This window comes from Arthrobacter sp. 10T44, from assembly GCF_056393885.1.
Map to the genome: position 1 here is coordinate 91040 of NZ_JBFTGT010000004.1, position 16048 is coordinate 107087.

Annotated in this window: 18 protein-coding genes and 1 tRNA gene; 9 read left to right on the forward strand and 10 right to left on the reverse strand. The window is 64.1% G+C overall.

The features are described from left to right. Position 1 precedes the first annotated feature (1 nt). The gene (locus AC1DBL_RS08290; protein ID WP_441418989.1) at positions 2-1027 is read right to left on the reverse strand and encodes a zinc-dependent alcohol dehydrogenase; all 1026 of its coding nucleotides are present in this window, start codon (positions 1025-1027) and stop codon (positions 2-4) included. A 137-nt stretch (positions 1028-1164) separates the two neighbouring features. Here AC1DBL_RS08290 and AC1DBL_RS08295 point away from each other — a divergent pair. The 4 genes from AC1DBL_RS08295 (at position 1165) to AC1DBL_RS08310 (ending at position 3420) form a co-directional block, all read left to right on the forward strand. After that, positions 1165-1254: transfer RNA gene (locus tag AC1DBL_RS08295), tRNA-Ser, on the forward strand. Between the two features lie 742 nt (positions 1255-1996). Further along, a complete protein-coding gene (locus tag AC1DBL_RS08300; RefSeq protein ID WP_476925891.1) occupies positions 1997-2443 on the forward strand; it encodes a hypothetical protein in 447 nt (148 codons plus the stop codon). A gap of 181 nt (positions 2444-2624) precedes the next feature. After that, the gene (locus AC1DBL_RS08305) at positions 2625-3095 is read left to right on the forward strand and encodes a hypothetical protein (protein WP_476925892.1); all 471 of its coding nucleotides are present in this window, start codon (positions 2625-2627) and stop codon (positions 3093-3095) included. Then, positions 3085-3420 (forward strand): transcriptional regulator, encoded by a 336-nt coding sequence (locus tag AC1DBL_RS08310; protein WP_476925893.1) that lies wholly within the window; start codon positions 3085-3087, stop codon positions 3418-3420. The genes AC1DBL_RS08305 and AC1DBL_RS08310 overlap by 11 nt, the downstream gene beginning before the upstream one ends. 163 nt (positions 3421-3583) lie before the next feature. On the opposite strand, the gene AC1DBL_RS08315 is transcribed toward AC1DBL_RS08310, so the two are convergent. After that, a complete protein-coding gene (locus AC1DBL_RS08315; protein WP_476925894.1) occupies positions 3584-4300 on the reverse strand; it encodes a hypothetical protein in 717 nt (238 codons plus the stop codon). Continuing rightward, positions 4297-4683, reverse strand: a complete 387-nt coding sequence (locus AC1DBL_RS08320) for a PadR family transcriptional regulator (RefSeq protein ID WP_476925895.1) — start codon at positions 4681-4683, stop codon at positions 4297-4299. Before AC1DBL_RS08320 ends, AC1DBL_RS08315 begins: the two co-directional genes overlap by 4 nt. 523 nt (positions 4684-5206) lie before the next feature. Between AC1DBL_RS08320 and AC1DBL_RS08325 the strand changes: the two genes are divergently transcribed. The 3 genes from AC1DBL_RS08325 (at position 5207) to AC1DBL_RS08335 (ending at position 7181) form a co-directional block, all read left to right on the forward strand. Continuing rightward, on the forward strand, positions 5207-5866 hold the full coding sequence (locus AC1DBL_RS08325; RefSeq protein WP_476925896.1) for a TMEM175 family protein: 660 nt from the start codon (positions 5207-5209) through the stop codon (positions 5864-5866). Continuing rightward, positions 5863-6660 carry a CPBP family intramembrane glutamic endopeptidase gene (locus tag AC1DBL_RS08330; protein WP_476925897.1) on the forward strand — a complete coding sequence of 266 codons (798 nt, stop codon included), beginning with the start codon at positions 5863-5865 and terminating at the stop codon, positions 6658-6660. The genes AC1DBL_RS08325 and AC1DBL_RS08330 overlap by 4 nt, the downstream gene beginning before the upstream one ends. Before the next feature lie 299 nt (positions 6661-6959). Next, entirely contained in the window at positions 6960-7181 is a 222-nt protein-coding gene (locus tag AC1DBL_RS08335) for a hypothetical protein (protein ID WP_476925898.1), read from the forward strand. Between the two features lie 301 nt (positions 7182-7482). Here the strand turns inward: AC1DBL_RS08335 and AC1DBL_RS08340 are convergent, their stop codons facing one another. The 3 genes from AC1DBL_RS08340 to AC1DBL_RS08350 all read right to left on the reverse strand — a co-directional run bounded on the left by AC1DBL_RS08340 (position 7483) and on the right by AC1DBL_RS08350 (position 11491). Further along, positions 7483-9693, reverse strand: coding sequence for a catalase (locus AC1DBL_RS08340; RefSeq protein WP_476925899.1), 2211 nt, complete (start codon positions 9691-9693; stop codon positions 7483-7485). A gap of 266 nt (positions 9694-9959) precedes the next feature. After that, on the reverse strand, positions 9960-10592 hold the full coding sequence (locus AC1DBL_RS08345) for a PAS and ANTAR domain-containing protein (RefSeq protein WP_476925900.1): 633 nt from the start codon (positions 10590-10592) through the stop codon (positions 9960-9962). A gap of 332 nt (positions 10593-10924) precedes the next feature. Further along, positions 10925-11491 carry a TetR/AcrR family transcriptional regulator gene (locus AC1DBL_RS08350; protein WP_476925901.1) on the reverse strand — a complete coding sequence of 189 codons (567 nt, stop codon included), beginning with the start codon at positions 11489-11491 and terminating at the stop codon, positions 10925-10927. Between the two features lie 94 nt (positions 11492-11585). Between AC1DBL_RS08350 and AC1DBL_RS08355 the strand changes: the two genes are divergently transcribed. Continuing rightward, positions 11586-12677 carry an MFS transporter gene (locus AC1DBL_RS08355; protein ID WP_476926054.1) on the forward strand — a complete coding sequence of 364 codons (1092 nt, stop codon included), beginning with the start codon at positions 11586-11588 and terminating at the stop codon, positions 12675-12677. Positions 12678-13075: 398 nt separating this feature from the next. After that, positions 13076-13435 carry a hypothetical protein gene (locus AC1DBL_RS08360; protein WP_476925902.1) on the forward strand — a complete coding sequence of 120 codons (360 nt, stop codon included), beginning with the start codon at positions 13076-13078 and terminating at the stop codon, positions 13433-13435. Positions 13436-14192: 757 nt separating this feature from the next. Here AC1DBL_RS08360 and AC1DBL_RS08365 read toward each other — a convergent pair. The 4 genes from AC1DBL_RS08365 to AC1DBL_RS08380 form a co-directional block, all read right to left on the reverse strand. Beyond that, the gene (locus tag AC1DBL_RS08365) at positions 14193-14837 is read right to left on the reverse strand and encodes a hypothetical protein (protein ID WP_476925903.1); all 645 of its coding nucleotides are present in this window, start codon (positions 14835-14837) and stop codon (positions 14193-14195) included. A 9-nt stretch (positions 14838-14846) separates the two neighbouring features. Further along, the gene (locus tag AC1DBL_RS08370) at positions 14847-15248 is read right to left on the reverse strand and encodes a hypothetical protein (protein ID WP_476925904.1); all 402 of its coding nucleotides are present in this window, start codon (positions 15246-15248) and stop codon (positions 14847-14849) included. Positions 15249-15381: 133 nt separating this feature from the next. After that, on the reverse strand, positions 15382-15684 hold the full coding sequence (locus AC1DBL_RS08375) for a hypothetical protein (RefSeq protein ID WP_476925905.1): 303 nt from the start codon (positions 15682-15684) through the stop codon (positions 15382-15384). Positions 15685-15769: 85 nt separating this feature from the next. Further along, positions 15770-15943: a hypothetical protein gene (locus tag AC1DBL_RS08380; protein WP_476925906.1), complete on the reverse strand. Its 174-nt coding sequence runs from the start codon at positions 15941-15943 to the stop codon at positions 15770-15772. Between the last annotated feature and the right edge of the window lie 105 nt (positions 15944-16048).

Consider the following 16048-nt stretch of genomic DNA (forward strand, 5'->3'; position numbering starts at 1 on the left):
ATTACCTCGTGGTTTCTGTTGCGGGGGCGGGGTATTCGATGACGTGGCAGAGCGCGTCCAGGCTGCCGTCGGAGACGCGCTGGACGACGTCGGGCAGCTCGCTGAAGTCGGACGTGCCGGTGAGGAAGGTGTCGAAGACTGGGTCAGCCAGCAGCGAGACGGCGAGCTGGAGCCGGTCGGCGTTAGTGCGCCGGTGGCGGCGGGCGCGGGCCACCACGCCCACCTGGCTGGCGCGGATGGAGAGCCGCCGGGCGTGGAAGTCCTCCCCCAGCGGCAGGGTGACCAGGCGGTCCGCGTACCAGGACATCTCGATGATCTCGCCCTCGTCGCCCACCAGCTGCAGGGCGCGTTGCAGTCCGGCCTGCGAGGCGGAGCAGTGGATCACGATGTCGCAGTCCGGCAGTGCGTCGTCGGGGTGGCAGAAGTCGACGCCGAGGGTGTCGGCGAAGGCGCGTTTAGCGGGGTCGACGTCGATCAACTGCAGCCGGCCGAGCGGGAAGGACCCGAGGAGCTTGGCGACCATGCCGCCGACCAGTCCGGCGCCGATCACGGCCACGCGGTCGCCGAGGCGGGGACCGGCCTCCCAGAGGGCGTTGACCGCGGTTTCCACGGTGCCGGTGAGGACGGCGCGGCGGGCGGGAACGTCGTCCGGGACCTGGGTGAGCGACTCGACCGGGACGATGTAGCGGTCTTGGTGCGGGTAGAGGCAGAAGACCGTCTTGCCCTGCCACTCGGCCGGGCCCTCCTCGACGACGCCGACGGAAAGGTAGCCGAACTTCACCGGCGACGGGAAGCTGCCTACCTGATGCGGTGCGGCCATTTCCTCAGCGATGCATTCCGGCACGCGGGCGTTGTGCACCACCATCTCGGTGCCCTTACTGATGCCGGAGTAGAGCGAGCGCACGAGCGCTTCGCCGGGTCCGGGTGCCCGCAATTGCTCGCGCCGGAGTTCGCCCTGCTCCGGGCCGACGGTCCAATATGCGGTTGCGGTGGTTGTTGCCTGGTTGACCTTGTTCGAGTTGCTCATCTTGCTTACGAATCTAGTGCCGAGGGGGGACAGGGGGAAGCTTCGGGGCTGCGGGCGGGGCGCGGCGGGGCGCGGCGGGGCGCTTTTCGGCGGCCGTTTTGGGGTTGGGCGCCTTGCTCCGGTACCCTAGTCAGGTTGGTGACGTGTCCGAGCGGCCGAAGGTGCAACACTCGAAATGTTGTTTGGTGTAAAAGCCAACGTGGGTTCAAATCCCACCGTCACCGCCAATGGCTAAGGCCCCTGCTTCCCTTTGTTTACAAGGGAAGCAGGGGCCTTTGCTATGCCCGGACCGGGCTCATTGGCAATAAATTGGCAAAGCTTAAGTTCGGCGCCTCCGGCCAGCCAACGACTTTACGCTCCAGCCCCGACGTCCAACCTGCAGCGTCGGACTAGCCGTGACGGCCTAACGGCGCACCGGGATGATCAACGGCACGGGGTCGAAGGCCTCCGACCGCGAGAAGGAACCCTCAAATACGCAAATGAGCCGACTAAGAGTACGGCTCTTTCGGGGGTTTCTGCGGGCTATCAGCACCTTCGATCGTCCCAGGTCAGGGCTGTTTTCGACTGCCATATGCTGTCGTCAGTTGTCGGCGAATCTGCGGGATAGATGCGGGGTCCGCTGGCAGTCTAGGGTGCGCGTATCGCCGACGATCGCGGGGCTTTGTCCGCAATCATCTGAGGGGAAGCAGGGATGACCGCGAGCATTGAAGAGTAACCAATCCATATGTTGGCTCTCGCGGCAGCACGCAGCGCGGTTGAATTCTGGCCCGCAGTTCTACCTCGCAGGCAAACCCCACGGGGCTCTGAGACGAACCAGACCACGTCTGCTGGATAAGTAACGGATTGTCCTCGCTTCCGCGTTTTCGGCCATCTTCTTTTACGTGCTTTGTGGGGCTCATCTTTTGGCGCAAGGTGTCACGTGCCCCGCGTGAAGTTGCCGGGACGAAGTGGACCCGGAAGACTGCCCGGATGAAGCGGGGAGAAAGCGCGCGCGCAGAGTTCCGGACCGGCATGCCCACGCGGTACCAGACGGTGCTCACAGGCGTAGGTTTCGTAGCCGTCATCGTTCTGTCGGTGACGGGCCAGCCCTGGCTGGGGCTGGTGATCGCATTGGTTTTCGTGTCGGCGCTGCGGATGAACGCGCGGATCCGCCTCGGGGAGACGGATCTGTCCGTGCGCGTAGCGGGCTTGTTTTCCACCACAATCGCCTACCGGGAGATAACGGCGGTCTCTGCCGGCCCGTCCACCGGAATCCGTGAGGGAATGGGCCTACGGGTACTCCCCGGCGGGGGAACCGGCTATCTGGTGGGCGGCCCGACCATCCGGATTCAGGGCGGCGCCGGCACCTGGTTGCTTGTCTCGTGCGCTGACCCGGTAGCTGCCATCGTGCGTATCCGCGCGCACCTTTCGGGCTGACTAGACACAGGCGCGCACCGGATGGAATCCCCTATTCACCGCAGGAGTGTCCGCTGGTCCGCCGGCTTACGGCGCCTCCCGGGGTCGTCGATGCGAGCGGTTCTCCCTTGAGGAAAGGGGCAGGGACTTGATCTGCAGAATCACTTGCGACTTTGGAAAGTAACAGAATAGACTTTCCGATATGGAAAATGACATGATCCCCGGCGAGTCGCGCGGCTCACGCTTTGTGCCGGATATTCTCGATGAGCTTGAGGCCGACCGGGCCAGGCTCGTTAAGCACTTCCGGGCACCTAGGTGGCTGGCTCCGGGGTACGGGCTGATCGCTGCCGCGTATGTGTCGATCCCCGCCTTCCCCGACGAGCCGACCCGAAACTTCGTCCTTATCGCGGCCGCCGTTGTTGGGTTTCTTCTCGTTGGCAACACTTACCGGGCGACGGGCATCAAGATCTCGCGATTCGGGGCGCGAGAGTGGGCGGCGTTCACGGCGGCGGCATTGGGCTCCCTCGCTCTCCACAGCGTCTCGCTCGGGCTTGACTCTCTGGGCCTTCGCTGGTGGATTGCAGCATCAGCCAGCGCCGCCTTCGTGCTGACGCTGTGGCTTACGCATGTCATCTTCTCGTCATTGCGAGAGCGCCTTCGCCATGACCGCTGACGGCGTTTTTAGCGAGGTTATCCACGCGCCGCTGCGGCTGCGGATATGTGGCCTCCTCCGCTCGGTCGATGAGCTGGACTTCGCCGTCCTGCGCGACACGCTCGGCGTCAGCGACGCGACGCTCTCGAAGCACTTGAAGGCGCTCGTTACCTCGGGCTTTGTTACTTCGACGAAAATGGCCTCAGCGTCGCGTGCCGATTCCCGCCGTATTACTTGGCTGCGCCTCACCGCCGCGGGCAGGAGCGCGTTCGACGACCACATTCGAGCGCTGAGGAAGATTTCCGCAGGCTTCAACGCCGTCGACAGTGCAGACCCTCGCCCCTGACCTCGTGCCCCACCAACACATTGCTCATACGGAACGAGCTCGTCTACTCAATGTGATCTGCTGAACATTTCCGCCGGTCTCATCAGGGCAACGCTGGCTGCCGGAGCGGCGGAGAGCGGCCAGCCCCCCACCGCGACAAGATGTTTGCAGGCATCCCGCTAATCTAGCGGAATGCCAGTGCGAGGCCGAGCATGGCGATGGCGAGTATTGGGAAGAGCCAGTTAGCTACCTGAACCGCTGCCTTCGCGCCTCGTCCGGCGCTGTCCGTCGTCCCGGAGAGCGGATCGGTGATGTCGTTGTCGTCCTCCGAGTGGGATGACCGGATGGTGTTCATGACTGAAAGTGCCACCATCACGAGAGCGCTTCCTATGAGCCAGGGCAGCGGGTCGATCGCTAGCCATGCCTCGGCCCGACTCTTAGGAATCGCAAAAGCTGAGAGGAGGCCTGCCATGACACAAACCGCGGTGACTCCGATACAGGCCAAGATGCGCCGTATGAGGGCGTCGAGGTAGAGCGGCAGGAGGGCCAGGAGCATGACTGGTATAGCGAGGAGAGCTAGCTGTGCAGGTGAAACCAGCAGCAGTTCCGACCGCGCCCAGGACACCACTGCCTGATTGAAGAGCAGGAAGGCCAGGAGCCCGAGCAGTGCCGGCCAGAGCGCTTTTCGCACCCAGTCCTGCTTTGGCTCGGACGGGAGCTCGAGCGCGGCAGCGTAGTCTCGGGCTGGCCCGAACGCTTCCTCGGCCGGTTGGCCGGTATCACCTAGGAGCTCCCTGGCACTTGCGATGGTGTCACCGATGGCGCTCCCGTGCACCTGGCGCACACGTAACTCCATGACGAGCTGGTCGAACCACTTCTTATCATTGGTCTGCCGCGTCATGCGGGGATCTCCTTCGTGAGCCGCTTGGGATCGAGATAATGGGTGCTGGTGACGGCAAAGCGGAGCCAGTCAGCGCTCAAGCGGGTGAGTTCGGCGCGGCCCTGATCTGTCAGTGCGAAGTACTTCCGGCCAGGACCGCCGTCGCCGGCCCGCCATTCCGTGGTGACCAGGCCGGCAGTCTCGTACCGGGTGAGGAGTGGGTACAGGGTCCCGCCCTTTATGGTGCCGAACCCATAGCGCTCGAGCTCGCTGATGATCGCGTAGCCATAAGAGGGCCCGGATGATAATGCGCGGAGGGCAAGGAAGCCAAGTGTGGCCCGGAGCCAATCACTTGGCCAGTCCGCGCTTCCTGTGGGTTGCGGATCAGCGGCCAGATCAGTCATAACTAGATTGTCTATCTAAGTAGTTAGCCTGTCAAGGCCTCTGGTTGGGCACCGGGTGGTGCGGCACGAGCACATGCCCGTATGCCGATCCCAGGACGGACGTCACATGAGGGGTCGGCCGCCGCGCGGCCCTTCGTGGGCGCTAGGGTAAGTCCCATGACGACGGGTGCTTCTACGCCAGCAGGCCTAAGCCTGATGGCTGCCTAAATCGCTGATGCCGACCACTTCTTAGGGGACGCGCCGTGGGCACGCGCGGATGGGTGGCGCGCTGGAGGATCCGCGTTGGCCTCGAATCGATAGCGATTCGAGACGTCCCGCCGCCATCCAGGTGGACGTCGCGGATGGCAGGGCCGCCGCGAACGCGGGTTCGGTCAGGCCGGAAGGCCGACGCTGTCGCTGCTGGCCAGGAATCCGATCCTGTAGACGGAAGTCGGCGGGTCAATTGCTGGCAAGAACGTGTTCGGCCCGAGTACCATCGGGACGTAAATTGCCATTACGGACCATTCGATTCAGGACCAATCCGATGGATACTTACCATCGCTATCTGCGCCTCGTGGCCGAGGGTGATGCCATGGATCGCCTCGTGTTCTTCAGCGACGCGGTCTTCGCCATTGCTATGACATTGCTCATCGTCGAACTCCATGTTCCTGAAGTGGAGGGCACCGACCTGGGACCGGCGCTCCTGGCGCTGGTACCGGGCTACCTGACTTTCATGCTCAGCTTTGTTGTCGTGGGCATGGTTTGGATGTCACACCATCGCAAGTTCCGAGTGATCGTCCGGTACGACCAAAATCTCGTCCGGCTGAACCTCTTTTTGTTGCTTTTCGTTGCCTCGATTCCACTGCCTACGGGCATCCTGGCCTCCTATGGCGACGAACGCCTTAGCGTGTATGTCTATGCCGGGACAATCTCGCTCGTGGGTTTCCTGCTCACTGGCATTTGGGTCTACGCCTGGCACGGCCAGCTTGTTAATCCGGAGCTATCGATCGATGTTTTCCGATACGTACTCGTACTTTCGTTGCCCATCCCCGGCATCTTCCTTTTTTCGATCTTGGTGGCGATCTTGATGGGGCCGACAGCCGCTGAAGTCAGCTGGGTGCTCGCGATTCCACTCTCTTTCGTTATCTCACGCTATTTTCGTGCCCGTCCAGATCACACCCGCACCCGGAGAACGGTGCCGTGAAACGCCACCCCCTCGTTGTCTTTTTCGTTGCCTCATTTGTTCTCCCATGGTTCGTGTGGGGGACCACGCTCGCCCAGAATTCTGGGCTCATCGGCTGGCACATTCCCCAATCCCTTGCCTTCTGGCTCGGCCTTCCCGTCGCGACGTGTGGAACGGCGGCAATTACCGGCGGCTGGCCCGCAGTCAAGGACCTTCTGCTGCGGTTGATCCGATGGAAGGTTCACGTCGCCTGGTATCTCGTGGCGGTTGGCCTGCCCGCAGCGCTGGCCGCGGTCACAGCCGGCATCGGAGCGGCCGCCGGGATGCCCGCTCAAACCGGTGTCCTCGTTCCGGTTGGCACCCTGGCAGGATTGCTTCTACTCAACATATGGGAGTGGCTCCTCACCGAGGAGACGGCGTGGCGGGGTTACGCACTTCCCCGTTTGCAGCGCCGATTCAGCCCGCTCAGCGCGTCCCTCGTTCTCGGCGTTCTCTGGGGCTGCTGGCACCTTCCCTTGTTCTTCATTCCCGGCACCTTCCAATCAGATATCCCTTTCGAGGGGTTCATCGTCTCGGCCCTCGCAACCTCGGTCGTAATCGGTTGGCTCTTCAACAGGACGCGGGGCAGCGTCCTCATCGTCTCGCTATTCCACGGTTTCACTGATGTGGCTATCGCTTTCTCGGGCGTGATGACCTCAGGCGTGGGACTGTTCTGGATCGCGGTCATCGTCCAAGCGGTAGTCGCCGCAGTTATCGCGCCCGGTCTCGCTCGTCTCGACCGGCAGGCTCCGGAACTGCCCGCCACAACGATCTGAGCCCTCTAAACGGCGCGCCTGTAGGTCTTTTGATAATGCCGGTGGTGATGGGGTGCAAACGGGGTCGACCGCGACCGCGTTCGCCCGGGTCACGGTCCAGGCTTTGCCCTCCTTCGCGGGCGGCCTAATTTCTACCTTTGCGGCATCGATCACCGGTTCCGTCCATGCCGCGGCAAGAATGTGGTCATACAGGGTCCGACCCGACCGGCCGGGGCGATAGCGTCCGGAAAATGATCAGCGGGTAATGATTGGTCCGTATGGATCCACCAGTCGCGCGGGATAGAGAGGACACTCAAGCCATGGACACAACTCAGACAGTAATCGCGGCCTTCGTTATCACGGCTTTGATCGCAACTGCCATCTACTTCCTCGTCATCAAACGCAAGAAGGCGGGCGTTGGTAACAAACACCCTCACTTCGACGCCATCCGAGATCGCGAGCTGGGCAATGACGGCCGCAACTACCCGAACGCCACCCGGGTCAACGGTGGCTACAACGGCGGCGGCGGTCTCCCAGGCTGAAACCGTGGCGTTAGTGCCTAGCGCCCCTTGTCCGCTGGACGTGGGCGACTCCGCTGCCACACTGAGAAAGGCGCACCACCGGGCGGTGGCTGGTCCGGAGCGATACCGGGCCAGCGCGGGGAAGACAGCGGTTAGTTTGTCCTCGTCTGTTGGGGCAGAGCTGACCTCCCGCTGCCAGTCCCATACGGTCTAGGGCCGTATGCGATTCCTGAACCGCACCGCTTCGACGAAACGGGGCGGTTCAGGAATCGGGCGCCCCGGTGCGGTCCGGGTACCTTATGACCGCCGGTGCATGCGACCGCTAGGCTCCTGTAGCCGGGAAGCGTTCCCAGGCCCTGTGCGCAGCCAGGAGCTCAGCCAGTCGGGCCACCACATCCCCGGGAGCGTCGCCCAGCGCGAGGCCGGCAGCGTCTGCGGGGATGGCAGCGGCCTCGAGACATCCGGCGGCCGCACCCCACCCGCCGATGGCCTTGGCGTGCCGGAAGGACTCGGTCAGGAGCAGGACGAGGCGGGGATCGACGGCGGATCCGGGCTGGCCCGACTTCGCGTCTTTACCGGGCTGCGCGTCCGGCGAGGGTGCCCCGGAGCCAGCCAGCAGCACGGCGTCGAACTCGGTGGAGCGCGCGGTGAGATAGGTGCGCTGGACCGGGATGCCACCGTCGGGCCCGCCAAGGGTTCCGCCGGTGGGGGCGATGACGAGCGGAACGATGCCGGCTTCATCCAGGGCCTCCCGGGCCGCCTGGACGGCGTCCAGATCGCTGTCCGCGTCAGCGACAATGCCCACGATCCGGCCGGCCACCGGCCAGGTGCCGCCGAGCTGCGAAACCGCCGGGCTCGGTGCCGCGTCCGCCACCTCCTCGGTCTCGGTCGGGGCGGCCATGCCGAGACCGGCGGCGACCGCGGCGCAGAGTCCGGCGTCGATGTTTGCCAGGGCCCGCAGCTGGCGTTCCCGGATGGCCTGCTCGCGGCATTTGCCGAGCTCGAACGTGTAGGCCTGAATCACGTGATCCTGCTCCACAGGTGCCAGGCTGCGGAAGAACAACTTGGCCTGGCTGTAGTGGTCATCGAACGTCGCCGGGGACTTCCGTTCCTTTACGGCCGCGGCGAGCTCCTCGGGGAAGTCAATGAAGGCGCCGACATCGGCCCCCGCCATGAAGGGGCAGCCGCCATCGAGCGAGTTCGGGTGATAGGGCGCGGTTCCGCCGTGGACGGCGGTCTGGTGCATGCCGTCCCGCAGCATGTCGTTCACCGGCGCCTGCGGGCGGTTGATCGGCAGCTGGCTGAAGTTTGGGCCGCCCAACCGCGAGATTTGCGTGTCGATGTAGGAGAACAGCCGCACCTGCAGCAGCGGATCATTTGTAACGTCGATGCCGGGCACCAGATGACCGGGGTGGAAGGCAACCTGCTCGGTTTCGGCAAAGTAGTTCACCGGGTTGGCGTTAAGGGTCATCAGACCGATGGGCTGCACCGGGGCGAGCTCCTCCGGGATGAACTTGGTGGGATCCAGCAGGTCGATCCCTTCGAAGAACTCCTCCTCCGTGTCCGGGAAGACCTGCACGCCCAGTTCCCATTCGGGGAACGCGCCGGCCTCGATCGCGTCCGCGAGGTCGCGCCGGTGGAAGTCCGGGTCCATGCCGTTGATCAGCTGCGCCTCTTCCCAGACCAGCGAGTGGACGCCCTGCTTGGGCTTCCAATGGAATTTCACCAGGCTGGTCTTCCCAGCAGCGTTGACGAAGCGGAAGGTGTGAACGCCGAAGCCCTCCATGGTCCGGTAGGAGCGTGGGAGGGCGCGGTCGGACATGTTCCACATGGTGTGGGCCTGCGCTTCGGTGTGGAGCGACACGAAGTCCCAGAAGGTGTCGTGGGCACTCTGGGCCTGCGGGATCTCGCGGTCCGGGTGGGGTTTTCCGGCGTGGATGATGTCCGGGAACTTGATCCCGTCCTGAATGAAGAAAACCGGGATGTTGTTGCCGACAAGGTCAAAGGTTCCCTCGTCCGTGTAGAACTTCGTGGCGAACCCGCGGGTGTCCCGGACAGTATCCGCTGAACCGCGCGAGCCGAGCACGGTGGAGAAGCGGACGAACACCGGCGTCTCGACATCCTTGGCGAGGAACCCGGCGCGGCTGATATTCGCTGCCGTGCCATAGGAGCGGAATACGCCATGTGCGCCGGCACCGCGTGCATGGACAACGCGTTCCGGGATCCGTTCGTGGTCGAAGTGCGTGATCTTCTCCCGCAGGTGGTGGTCCTGCAACAGGACAGGGCCCCGGCGGCCGGCCTTGAGCGAGTGGTCAGTGTCGGAGAGCCGGAGCCCCTGGGCGGTGGTGAGATAGGGGCCGGACTGGGCCCGCGAATGGACCGGGGCGCCGGTGGGAGTTCCGGTCGGGGACACGGCTTCGGGCCCCTGCTGGTCCGGCTTTGGGGGCAGCGGCTCGCGCGGGACCGTGGGTTCGTTGACCTCAGGGGACTCGACGGCGGCGGCGCCGGGGATAGTGATCTTGTCTTCGCGCATGGGGTAGTTGCTCCTAGAGATAGGCCGTCATAGCCCGGTGTCCGGGGGCAACACGGTCCCCCGGGACCGAAACTAAGCTTGCTTAGCACCCTATGGGAGATACGGGCGCCGGGCAACCAATCTCCCCCGCGGCAAGTCTGCTCCGCCGCCGCCGAGCGTCCGCATCGGCGAAAGCGCCGCAAAATTGACAGTGGCCCGGCGAGCCCACCGGAGTGGGACCGACGTCACCGTGCGGCGGGTCCCGAAACCAGCTCAGCCCAGGCCGTTCACGGCGCTCCTGAACTCGGGAGCCTCGCGAGATGTTCTGCGGCCCGGCCTTCCGCCGCGGCGCGGACCAGGCGTTCCGCCACGACATATAGCTTCACATTAAGGTGCTGGCTCGCTGCAGACAGAACGTTGAAGGCGGCCGGACCCTCCGTGCCTCGTAGGGCCATGACGATGCCCTTTGCCTGTTCGATGAGGTCCCGATGGGCATAGACACGTTCTATGACCTGGGCGGCCGCATCCTGCGATTCGATCCGGAGGCTTTCGGTCACATCGATCATGAAACCGCGTACAGACTCGACCTTCCCTGCAGAGCCGGCGATGGCCTGGATGGCCGAAAAGACGCGTCGCTCCCGACCCTGGATGTCCATAATCCTGTGAAGTAAAGCACCCTGGCCCCCGTCGCGAACCAGATCTGCCCAGATCGCGAGCACGCGCGCTCGGTCCAAAGGATGTTTGTGGGCCATGAAAAGCCCCAATGTGGGTACGACCTCGCCCGGACTTAGCCCATGAATCCCGAACAGGCCTTCGGACCACTCAATCGTCCGCGACGACACTTGGAACTCAAAGGTGCCCGAGGGACCGGCTGCGCCCGCGGGGAGAGGGAAGAGATACGCCTCAAGCCTTGACCACATTCCGGCCTCCAAAGTCAGGTCGCCCCCGCAGGGCCCAAAAACGCGTATTTCCCGTGCCGCACGAACGGGTCCAGACCATCAGAAAGACTATTCAAGGAACCGCCGCAGGTATGGGCATTTCGACTCTCGGGCGCGGTCAGAAAAACCGCTCCAAGGCCAATTTATCTGTCAACGCCAGCCTGATCGCGTACGCGGGATTTGGCCACCCACTCCGGGCGCCGTGGGAATCCCGGCCCGGGCTTGCTTCCCCGTCGCACAGAGCGCATCGGCCCGAGCGGATTGTGGCCAAAAGTCACTCAGCCGGCATGAACCGCAGTTCGTCTTGTATGCCGTCAGGCTGTTCGGGCTTCAACCAGAAGGCTGCCAATCTGGCGTGCAGTAGCTGTTCCGTGTCCGGTCTCGCGCAGTCTCATCGCCAGGACGCCGGTGACCACGAGCAGCAGCTCCTCCGCGAGAGCCTCGGCATGGCGGCCAGCGACGGGCTCGGCGAACTCGGCAAGCCGGCTTCGATAGGACGCAGTGTCTGCCCGCACGGCTTCGAGGATTTCGGCAGGCATAGGGGCGTACTCGGCGGCAGAACCAAGAAACGCGCACCAGCGAGCACCGCCCGGGCTTGCCATGAAATCATCCAACGCATCGAAGACTGCCAAGAGCTTTCCCCGGGCGGTTGTTTGGTGCTCAATGGCTTGGTCCCATGCGGCTATCCATGCCTTATGGCGCCTGGAAAGGGCGGCGGCGACGAGCGCTTCCTTACTGGGGTAGCCGCGGTAGAGCGTGGCCGCCGACACCCGGGCCCTTTCGAGGACCGCATCCACGGGCGTAGCAGCTATGCCGCGGCTGAAGAAAAGCTCCTCCGCCGCGTCGAGCAACTTTTCCTGAGTGCGTGAACGGATTCCCATACCCATAGCCTAAGCTATAAAAATGAAACGCTCGTTTTCGTTTAAATCTGGAAGAAATCGCGTGCTAACTGCCGCTGGTACGGGCTTCATCGCGATGACTTACGGGCTGGTCCGAATGGCATACGGCCTCTTCATCCCTGACGTGCAAGCAGAGCTTGCGTTGGACGCAGCCGCTGCCGGCCTCATTTCCTCCGGCGCTTCCCTTGCCTACTGTGTTGGCGCGCTCATTGGCCTGCGCGCCGGCTCCGCTCATCCACGCCGGCTCGTCATCGGGGCAGCCCTCTGCGCAGGCATTGGAGCCGCAGGCATGGCAGCAGCGATGCAACCGGAAGTTTTTGCCGCCTTCGCCGTCCTCAGCTCCACCGGCGCGGGCCTCGCCTCCCCCGCCCTCGTGGCAATCATCGGACGCAACGTCCACAAGAAGGACAACGATCGCGCACAATCAATGGTGAACGCGGGTACCGGGCCCGGACTGATCGCCGCCGGGGTCCTGGCGCTGGTCCTCCTGCCCAACTGGAGACTCCCCTGGTTCATCACAGCAGGGGCCACGATCGCCGTCGCTGTCCTCGTCCTACGGCTCGACGAAGCACGCACCCGCCGGTCAACTAAGCCTAGGCTCCCGCCCAGGACCTGGCTCGGAGCGCACGTCCACATCATTGCCGCCGCACTCCTGTTTGGTGCGGGTTCAGCTGCAGTCTGGACCTTCGGCCGAGCCCATCTGGTGGCATCCGGCGCCAGCGCGCCCATGTCTATAGGAGCATGGATAGCCCTCGGAGCCGGAGGAACAGCCGTCATCGCCACTGCCCGACCAATGAGCCGCCTATCTCCGCGGACCGCGTGGGCGCTCAGCTCCTCCGCGGTCGCCGGCACCACCCTGCTGCTGGGGGTCGCACCCGGCATCACCGCCCTGGCACTGGTCGCCTGCGCTGCTTTCGGGTGGGGCTACACCGCCGCAACCGGGGCGCTTATCGCCTGGACGACGGAACGCGACTTCAAACATGCGGCGTCAGGCACTTCCCTGCTTTTCATCGCCCTGGTACTTGGGCAGGCGCTCGGCGCGGCGGCCGCAGGCACAGCTTCCGCCGCGTGGGGCCTCACCGTCGCCTTCCTACTTGCGGCCCTGATCACAGCAGCGGCGGTAGCCGTACCGCGGTTGCCTAGAAACGCTGAAGGATATTCCCAGTAACTAAGACTGTGAGCTAAAACCTGAGGCCCCAATTGCTAATCGAAATGCCTCGAAAGCGTAGGCTTCTGAGACGGACTAGTGAGAGCCAGTAAGGCACCTTTTGAAATGAGGGGCTCGGTTCGGCGATGCTCGACCCCACCAACCGGCTGAGTCGACTGGTGCTTGCGCGCAGTCTCCCCGAGAACAATTTCAACTTGGGCCCGAGAGCAACTCAGAGTCCGGGATGCTCACGAGATATTCCCGGGGAGCCGTCCGATGGGAGACGGCTGAAGCGATGCACAAGAACCAGGACCGTCGCACCCGCCCCCGTGGCGATGAAGACCCCCTATTTCCCGTGCCGGCTCGGGAACGCCGCAGTGGGTTCATCGGCTGGCGAGGTCCGTGGTTTGATGGCAAACATGAGGACACGCTGGAACGGTGGCAAATGGTTAGGTCTTGGTGCTGGTCTGCTGTTCCTGACGCTCATCTCAACCATCGTCGCATTCGCCTCCGGGTTCGACTGGGAACCCGATGAACACACAGCCTCCTACTGGCGCCAACAGATCCCTACCCGGCAATGGACCATGGCTATCTCGATGATCATTCCTGCGGCGTCCGTAACGGCCGCCGCGGTGTCGATGTACACCCTTCCGCGCCCGCCGATCCGGATAGTCGGCGCCGCCCTCGTTGCGGTCCTGGCCCTTGCCGCGTTCTTTGCCAGCTGGGGGCTTGGGGTCGATGCTGTGAACTCGGCGAAGTACTGGGCCCAAAACGTGTAGCGGTAGGCGCAGTGTCCGCGCGGCGAAGCAGCCTCACCGTGACAAAGCCGCGGTGCTGACAGCTTCGAACAATCCGTGCAGCTGAGTTCAGATAACGACACCCACGGTGACAAACTACTCTCGCGGTAGCAGAGAATCCGCCCGGAGCATCAGCAGCCTGCACCACCGCCCTGGCCGACGCGTCCGGCCTCGCCGGCGTCCCCTATCACGCCCCTTCATCGTTCGATTCACCGGACGGGGGTTACAGGACGCCGATTGAACCCGGCTCGCAATGCGGCAGCTCAGCGGTGTATGCAACAGGTGGGGGACCCCCCTTGCGGTCAGCTCCGTGCGCCAAATAGTGCTGTGAAGATTCCGCCATTTATCGCTGAAATTTTCAGCTTTCATGGGTCCGCGGCGGGCGACGACGCGCCAGTATTTTGCTGCCAGGTAGATGTCCGTGCTCGGGCCGCGATGCCCAGGGCGGCTTTGTGATATTTGTTGCCGTGCAGGACGTGCGCAGATTTGATCCGTTCGGCGGATTCGTTGGCGCTAGGACACACACCGGCCTAGGAAGCGAGCCGGCCGGGTGTTTCGAAGCGGGCCTTGTCCGCGCCGGTTTCGGCGATGATCACCTCGGCGACTTTCAGTGAGACTCCGGGATGGCGGCCGGGAATTCCCTGGCGGCACGAAAGGGCTCACTCGCCTCCTCGATCCGCGAAATTAGCGCGGTGACGAGAGAAGCCTGTATTTGGTACCTTTCCCAGCCCGGTGGGCGTTAGAGAGGGCCGTAGCTGATACCGTGCCGGTCATGCCAGGTTGCCAGGTCGTGTTCGACCGCCGAGCGGAGCCCGGGGTCCGCCTCGATTCGGCGCCGGAAGGACTGCCGGGCCCGTCCCATCACGACTGACGGGACGAGGATGGCGGCTACCAGGAGGGCCACGACGAATACGTATGCACCGCCCACCGAGGTCAGAGCTGCGCCGCCCCGGTCGGCGATCCCGGGGGCAGCGGCAGCCAGGATTCCACCCAAGATGATGGCCAGTGCGGCTGCCATCATGATGCCGCCGCGGGCGGATCCCGGGCCTCGGGTGATGTAGGTCCGGCTGGTGTTCGGCAGGGAACCGCGCACTCTCCGCCACGAGACCAGGCCGAGTGCCGTCAAGGCAGCGCCCGATGGAGCGAGGACCAGGACCCATGCGAAGTTGCCGGAGACGGCCGTGGCGAAGCTTCCGGCCAGAAGGAGGACGGGACCGGCTCCAATTGCGCTGCTCCACGCCGCCGCTACGGCGCCCTGGGCATCAGCGAGCTGTCGCAACCTCGACGGCGCGCCGGGCGGGCTTACCCGCGCCAGATCCGCCGAGGTCCAGTAATCAAGAGGCCGGCCGTCCTGGTTGGCAGAGGTGATTGGGTTGATGTTCATAGCGTCTTCCTAGTGGTGGGCAGTCCATGTGTCGGACCGGCGGGCAGTCGAGTAGACGACGTCGATCCAGACATTCGAGAAGCGTGCCGTCCGGGGCCGGAGCCGGATCCGCTCGGCGATGGCGGCAGCGTCCACTACGCGGCGATGCTCAGAGTCCAGCCCGATCGTAGACCATCCGGCGACTACCTGAGTGCAGGTGGGTTGATCGGGGCCAGGACGATGATCGAGTCGTCGCAGGGCGGAGGCGGCGTCGATCCAGAACGCGTCCTCGCGCTTGCAGGCGGCGCCCGCCGCAGCACCCGCAACGGCGGGGACGGCACCTCCGGCGTTCGAGGTGGAGAATAAGACCGGATTGATGGTGGCGAAGTCGCCCTCGTCCAGCGTGCGCTGCATCAGGCCGGAACCGACCATGCCGCGTCAGCCGACCAGTCCGACGGACGGAGTAGCTGCTGTAGATGGGCCAGTTTTGACTTTGCGTCCGGCGGGGCGCAGTCGGTTACGTCACGGCCGGCCAGGCCGGAACCGAAAAAGCCCCACACCAAGCTTAATCAACGGGCCGCGGCAGGTTACGGGCCCTTCGGAGCCTCTCGGCCTTGCGCTCTTTGAAGTAGTTGTACCAAGCAGCGGTGAAAGGGAAGATGCAGGCGGGAAAGACCCACCACATCTCTCCGGCGATGTCCCATGCGCCCTGCCGTGCCACTTGGACGACGAAGTAGACCAGCCCTCCCATTCCGATCGTCAGGAGGATTGCCAGGAAGAGGATGCCGTTGGCACTGTTGACGGGCTTGATGATGCCGAGCCCGTCGTCTTTGCGTACTCCGTACTCCTCGGCGGAGTATGCGGTCATCTCGCCGTTCTGCCCCAGACGGTGGACCACCCGCGCTTCCGGAGGCCGCGGTGGCAGATAATCCGGATCCTGGGGGACGTCCCTGCTACGCCTGGCCACGGCACTCCTCGATGGCGTGCAGCAGAGCGGCGTCGTCCAGGCTGGCGGTCTCCGCCACCACGTCCGTGGCGAAGTTGGGCGCGCCTGTCGACCAGGCGTCACCTTCGCTGCGGACTGCCCCCATCGACCAGATGAGCGTTACTCTCATGGTGTTACTCATGACAGCAGCCTAAGCGCTGGATTGATTGGTATTGGTTATGGCCGCGTTAGTGGACCTGCTCAGCCGACTCGTCCTTCCTTTGTCCGGTGAAGGATCGTTGATCGG

What these genes read in the sequence shown, in the direction of transcription:
- AC1DBL_RS08290 (WP_441418989.1), bottom strand. Translation starts at nt 1,027, where the DNA reads ATGAGCAACTCGAACAAGGTCAACCAGGCAACAACCACCGCAACCGCA.
- AC1DBL_RS08300 (WP_476925891.1), top strand. Translation starts at nt 1,997, where the DNA reads ATGAAGCGGGGAGAAAGCGCGCGCGCAGAGTTCCGGACCGGCATGCCC.
- AC1DBL_RS08305 (WP_476925892.1), top strand. Translation starts at nt 2,625, where the DNA reads ATGGAAAATGACATGATCCCCGGCGAGTCGCGCGGCTCACGCTTTGTG.
- AC1DBL_RS08310 (WP_476925893.1), top strand. Translation starts at nt 3,085, where the DNA reads ATGACCGCTGACGGCGTTTTTAGCGAGGTTATCCACGCGCCGCTGCGG.
- AC1DBL_RS08315 (WP_476925894.1), bottom strand. Translation starts at nt 4,300, where the DNA reads ATGACGCGGCAGACCAATGATAAGAAGTGGTTCGACCAGCTCGTCATG.
- AC1DBL_RS08320 (WP_476925895.1), bottom strand. Translation starts at nt 4,683, where the DNA reads ATGACTGATCTGGCCGCTGATCCGCAACCCACAGGAAGCGCGGACTGG.
- AC1DBL_RS08325 (WP_476925896.1), top strand. Translation starts at nt 5,207, where the DNA reads ATGGATACTTACCATCGCTATCTGCGCCTCGTGGCCGAGGGTGATGCC.
- AC1DBL_RS08335 (WP_476925898.1), top strand. Translation starts at nt 6,960, where the DNA reads ATGGACACAACTCAGACAGTAATCGCGGCCTTCGTTATCACGGCTTTG.
- AC1DBL_RS08340 (WP_476925899.1), bottom strand. Translation starts at nt 9,693, where the DNA reads ATGCGCGAAGACAAGATCACTATCCCCGGCGCCGCCGCCGTCGAGTCC.
- AC1DBL_RS08345 (WP_476925900.1), bottom strand. Translation starts at nt 10,592, where the DNA reads ATGTGGTCAAGGCTTGAGGCGTATCTCTTCCCTCTCCCCGCGGGCGCA.
- AC1DBL_RS08350 (WP_476925901.1), bottom strand. Translation starts at nt 11,491, where the DNA reads ATGGGAATCCGTTCACGCACTCAGGAAAAGTTGCTCGACGCGGCGGAG.
- AC1DBL_RS08355 (WP_476926054.1), top strand. Translation starts at nt 11,586, where the DNA reads ATGACTTACGGGCTGGTCCGAATGGCATACGGCCTCTTCATCCCTGAC.
- AC1DBL_RS08360 (WP_476925902.1), top strand. Translation starts at nt 13,076, where the DNA reads ATGAGGACACGCTGGAACGGTGGCAAATGGTTAGGTCTTGGTGCTGGT.
- AC1DBL_RS08365 (WP_476925903.1), bottom strand. Translation starts at nt 14,837, where the DNA reads ATGAACATCAACCCAATCACCTCTGCCAACCAGGACGGCCGGCCTCTT.
- AC1DBL_RS08370 (WP_476925904.1), bottom strand. Translation starts at nt 15,248, where the DNA reads ATGGTCGGTTCCGGCCTGATGCAGCGCACGCTGGACGAGGGCGACTTC.
- AC1DBL_RS08375 (WP_476925905.1), bottom strand. Translation starts at nt 15,684, where the DNA reads ATGACCGCATACTCCGCCGAGGAGTACGGAGTACGCAAAGACGACGGG.
- AC1DBL_RS08380 (WP_476925906.1), bottom strand. Translation starts at nt 15,943, where the DNA reads ATGAGTAACACCATGAGAGTAACGCTCATCTGGTCGATGGGGGCAGTC.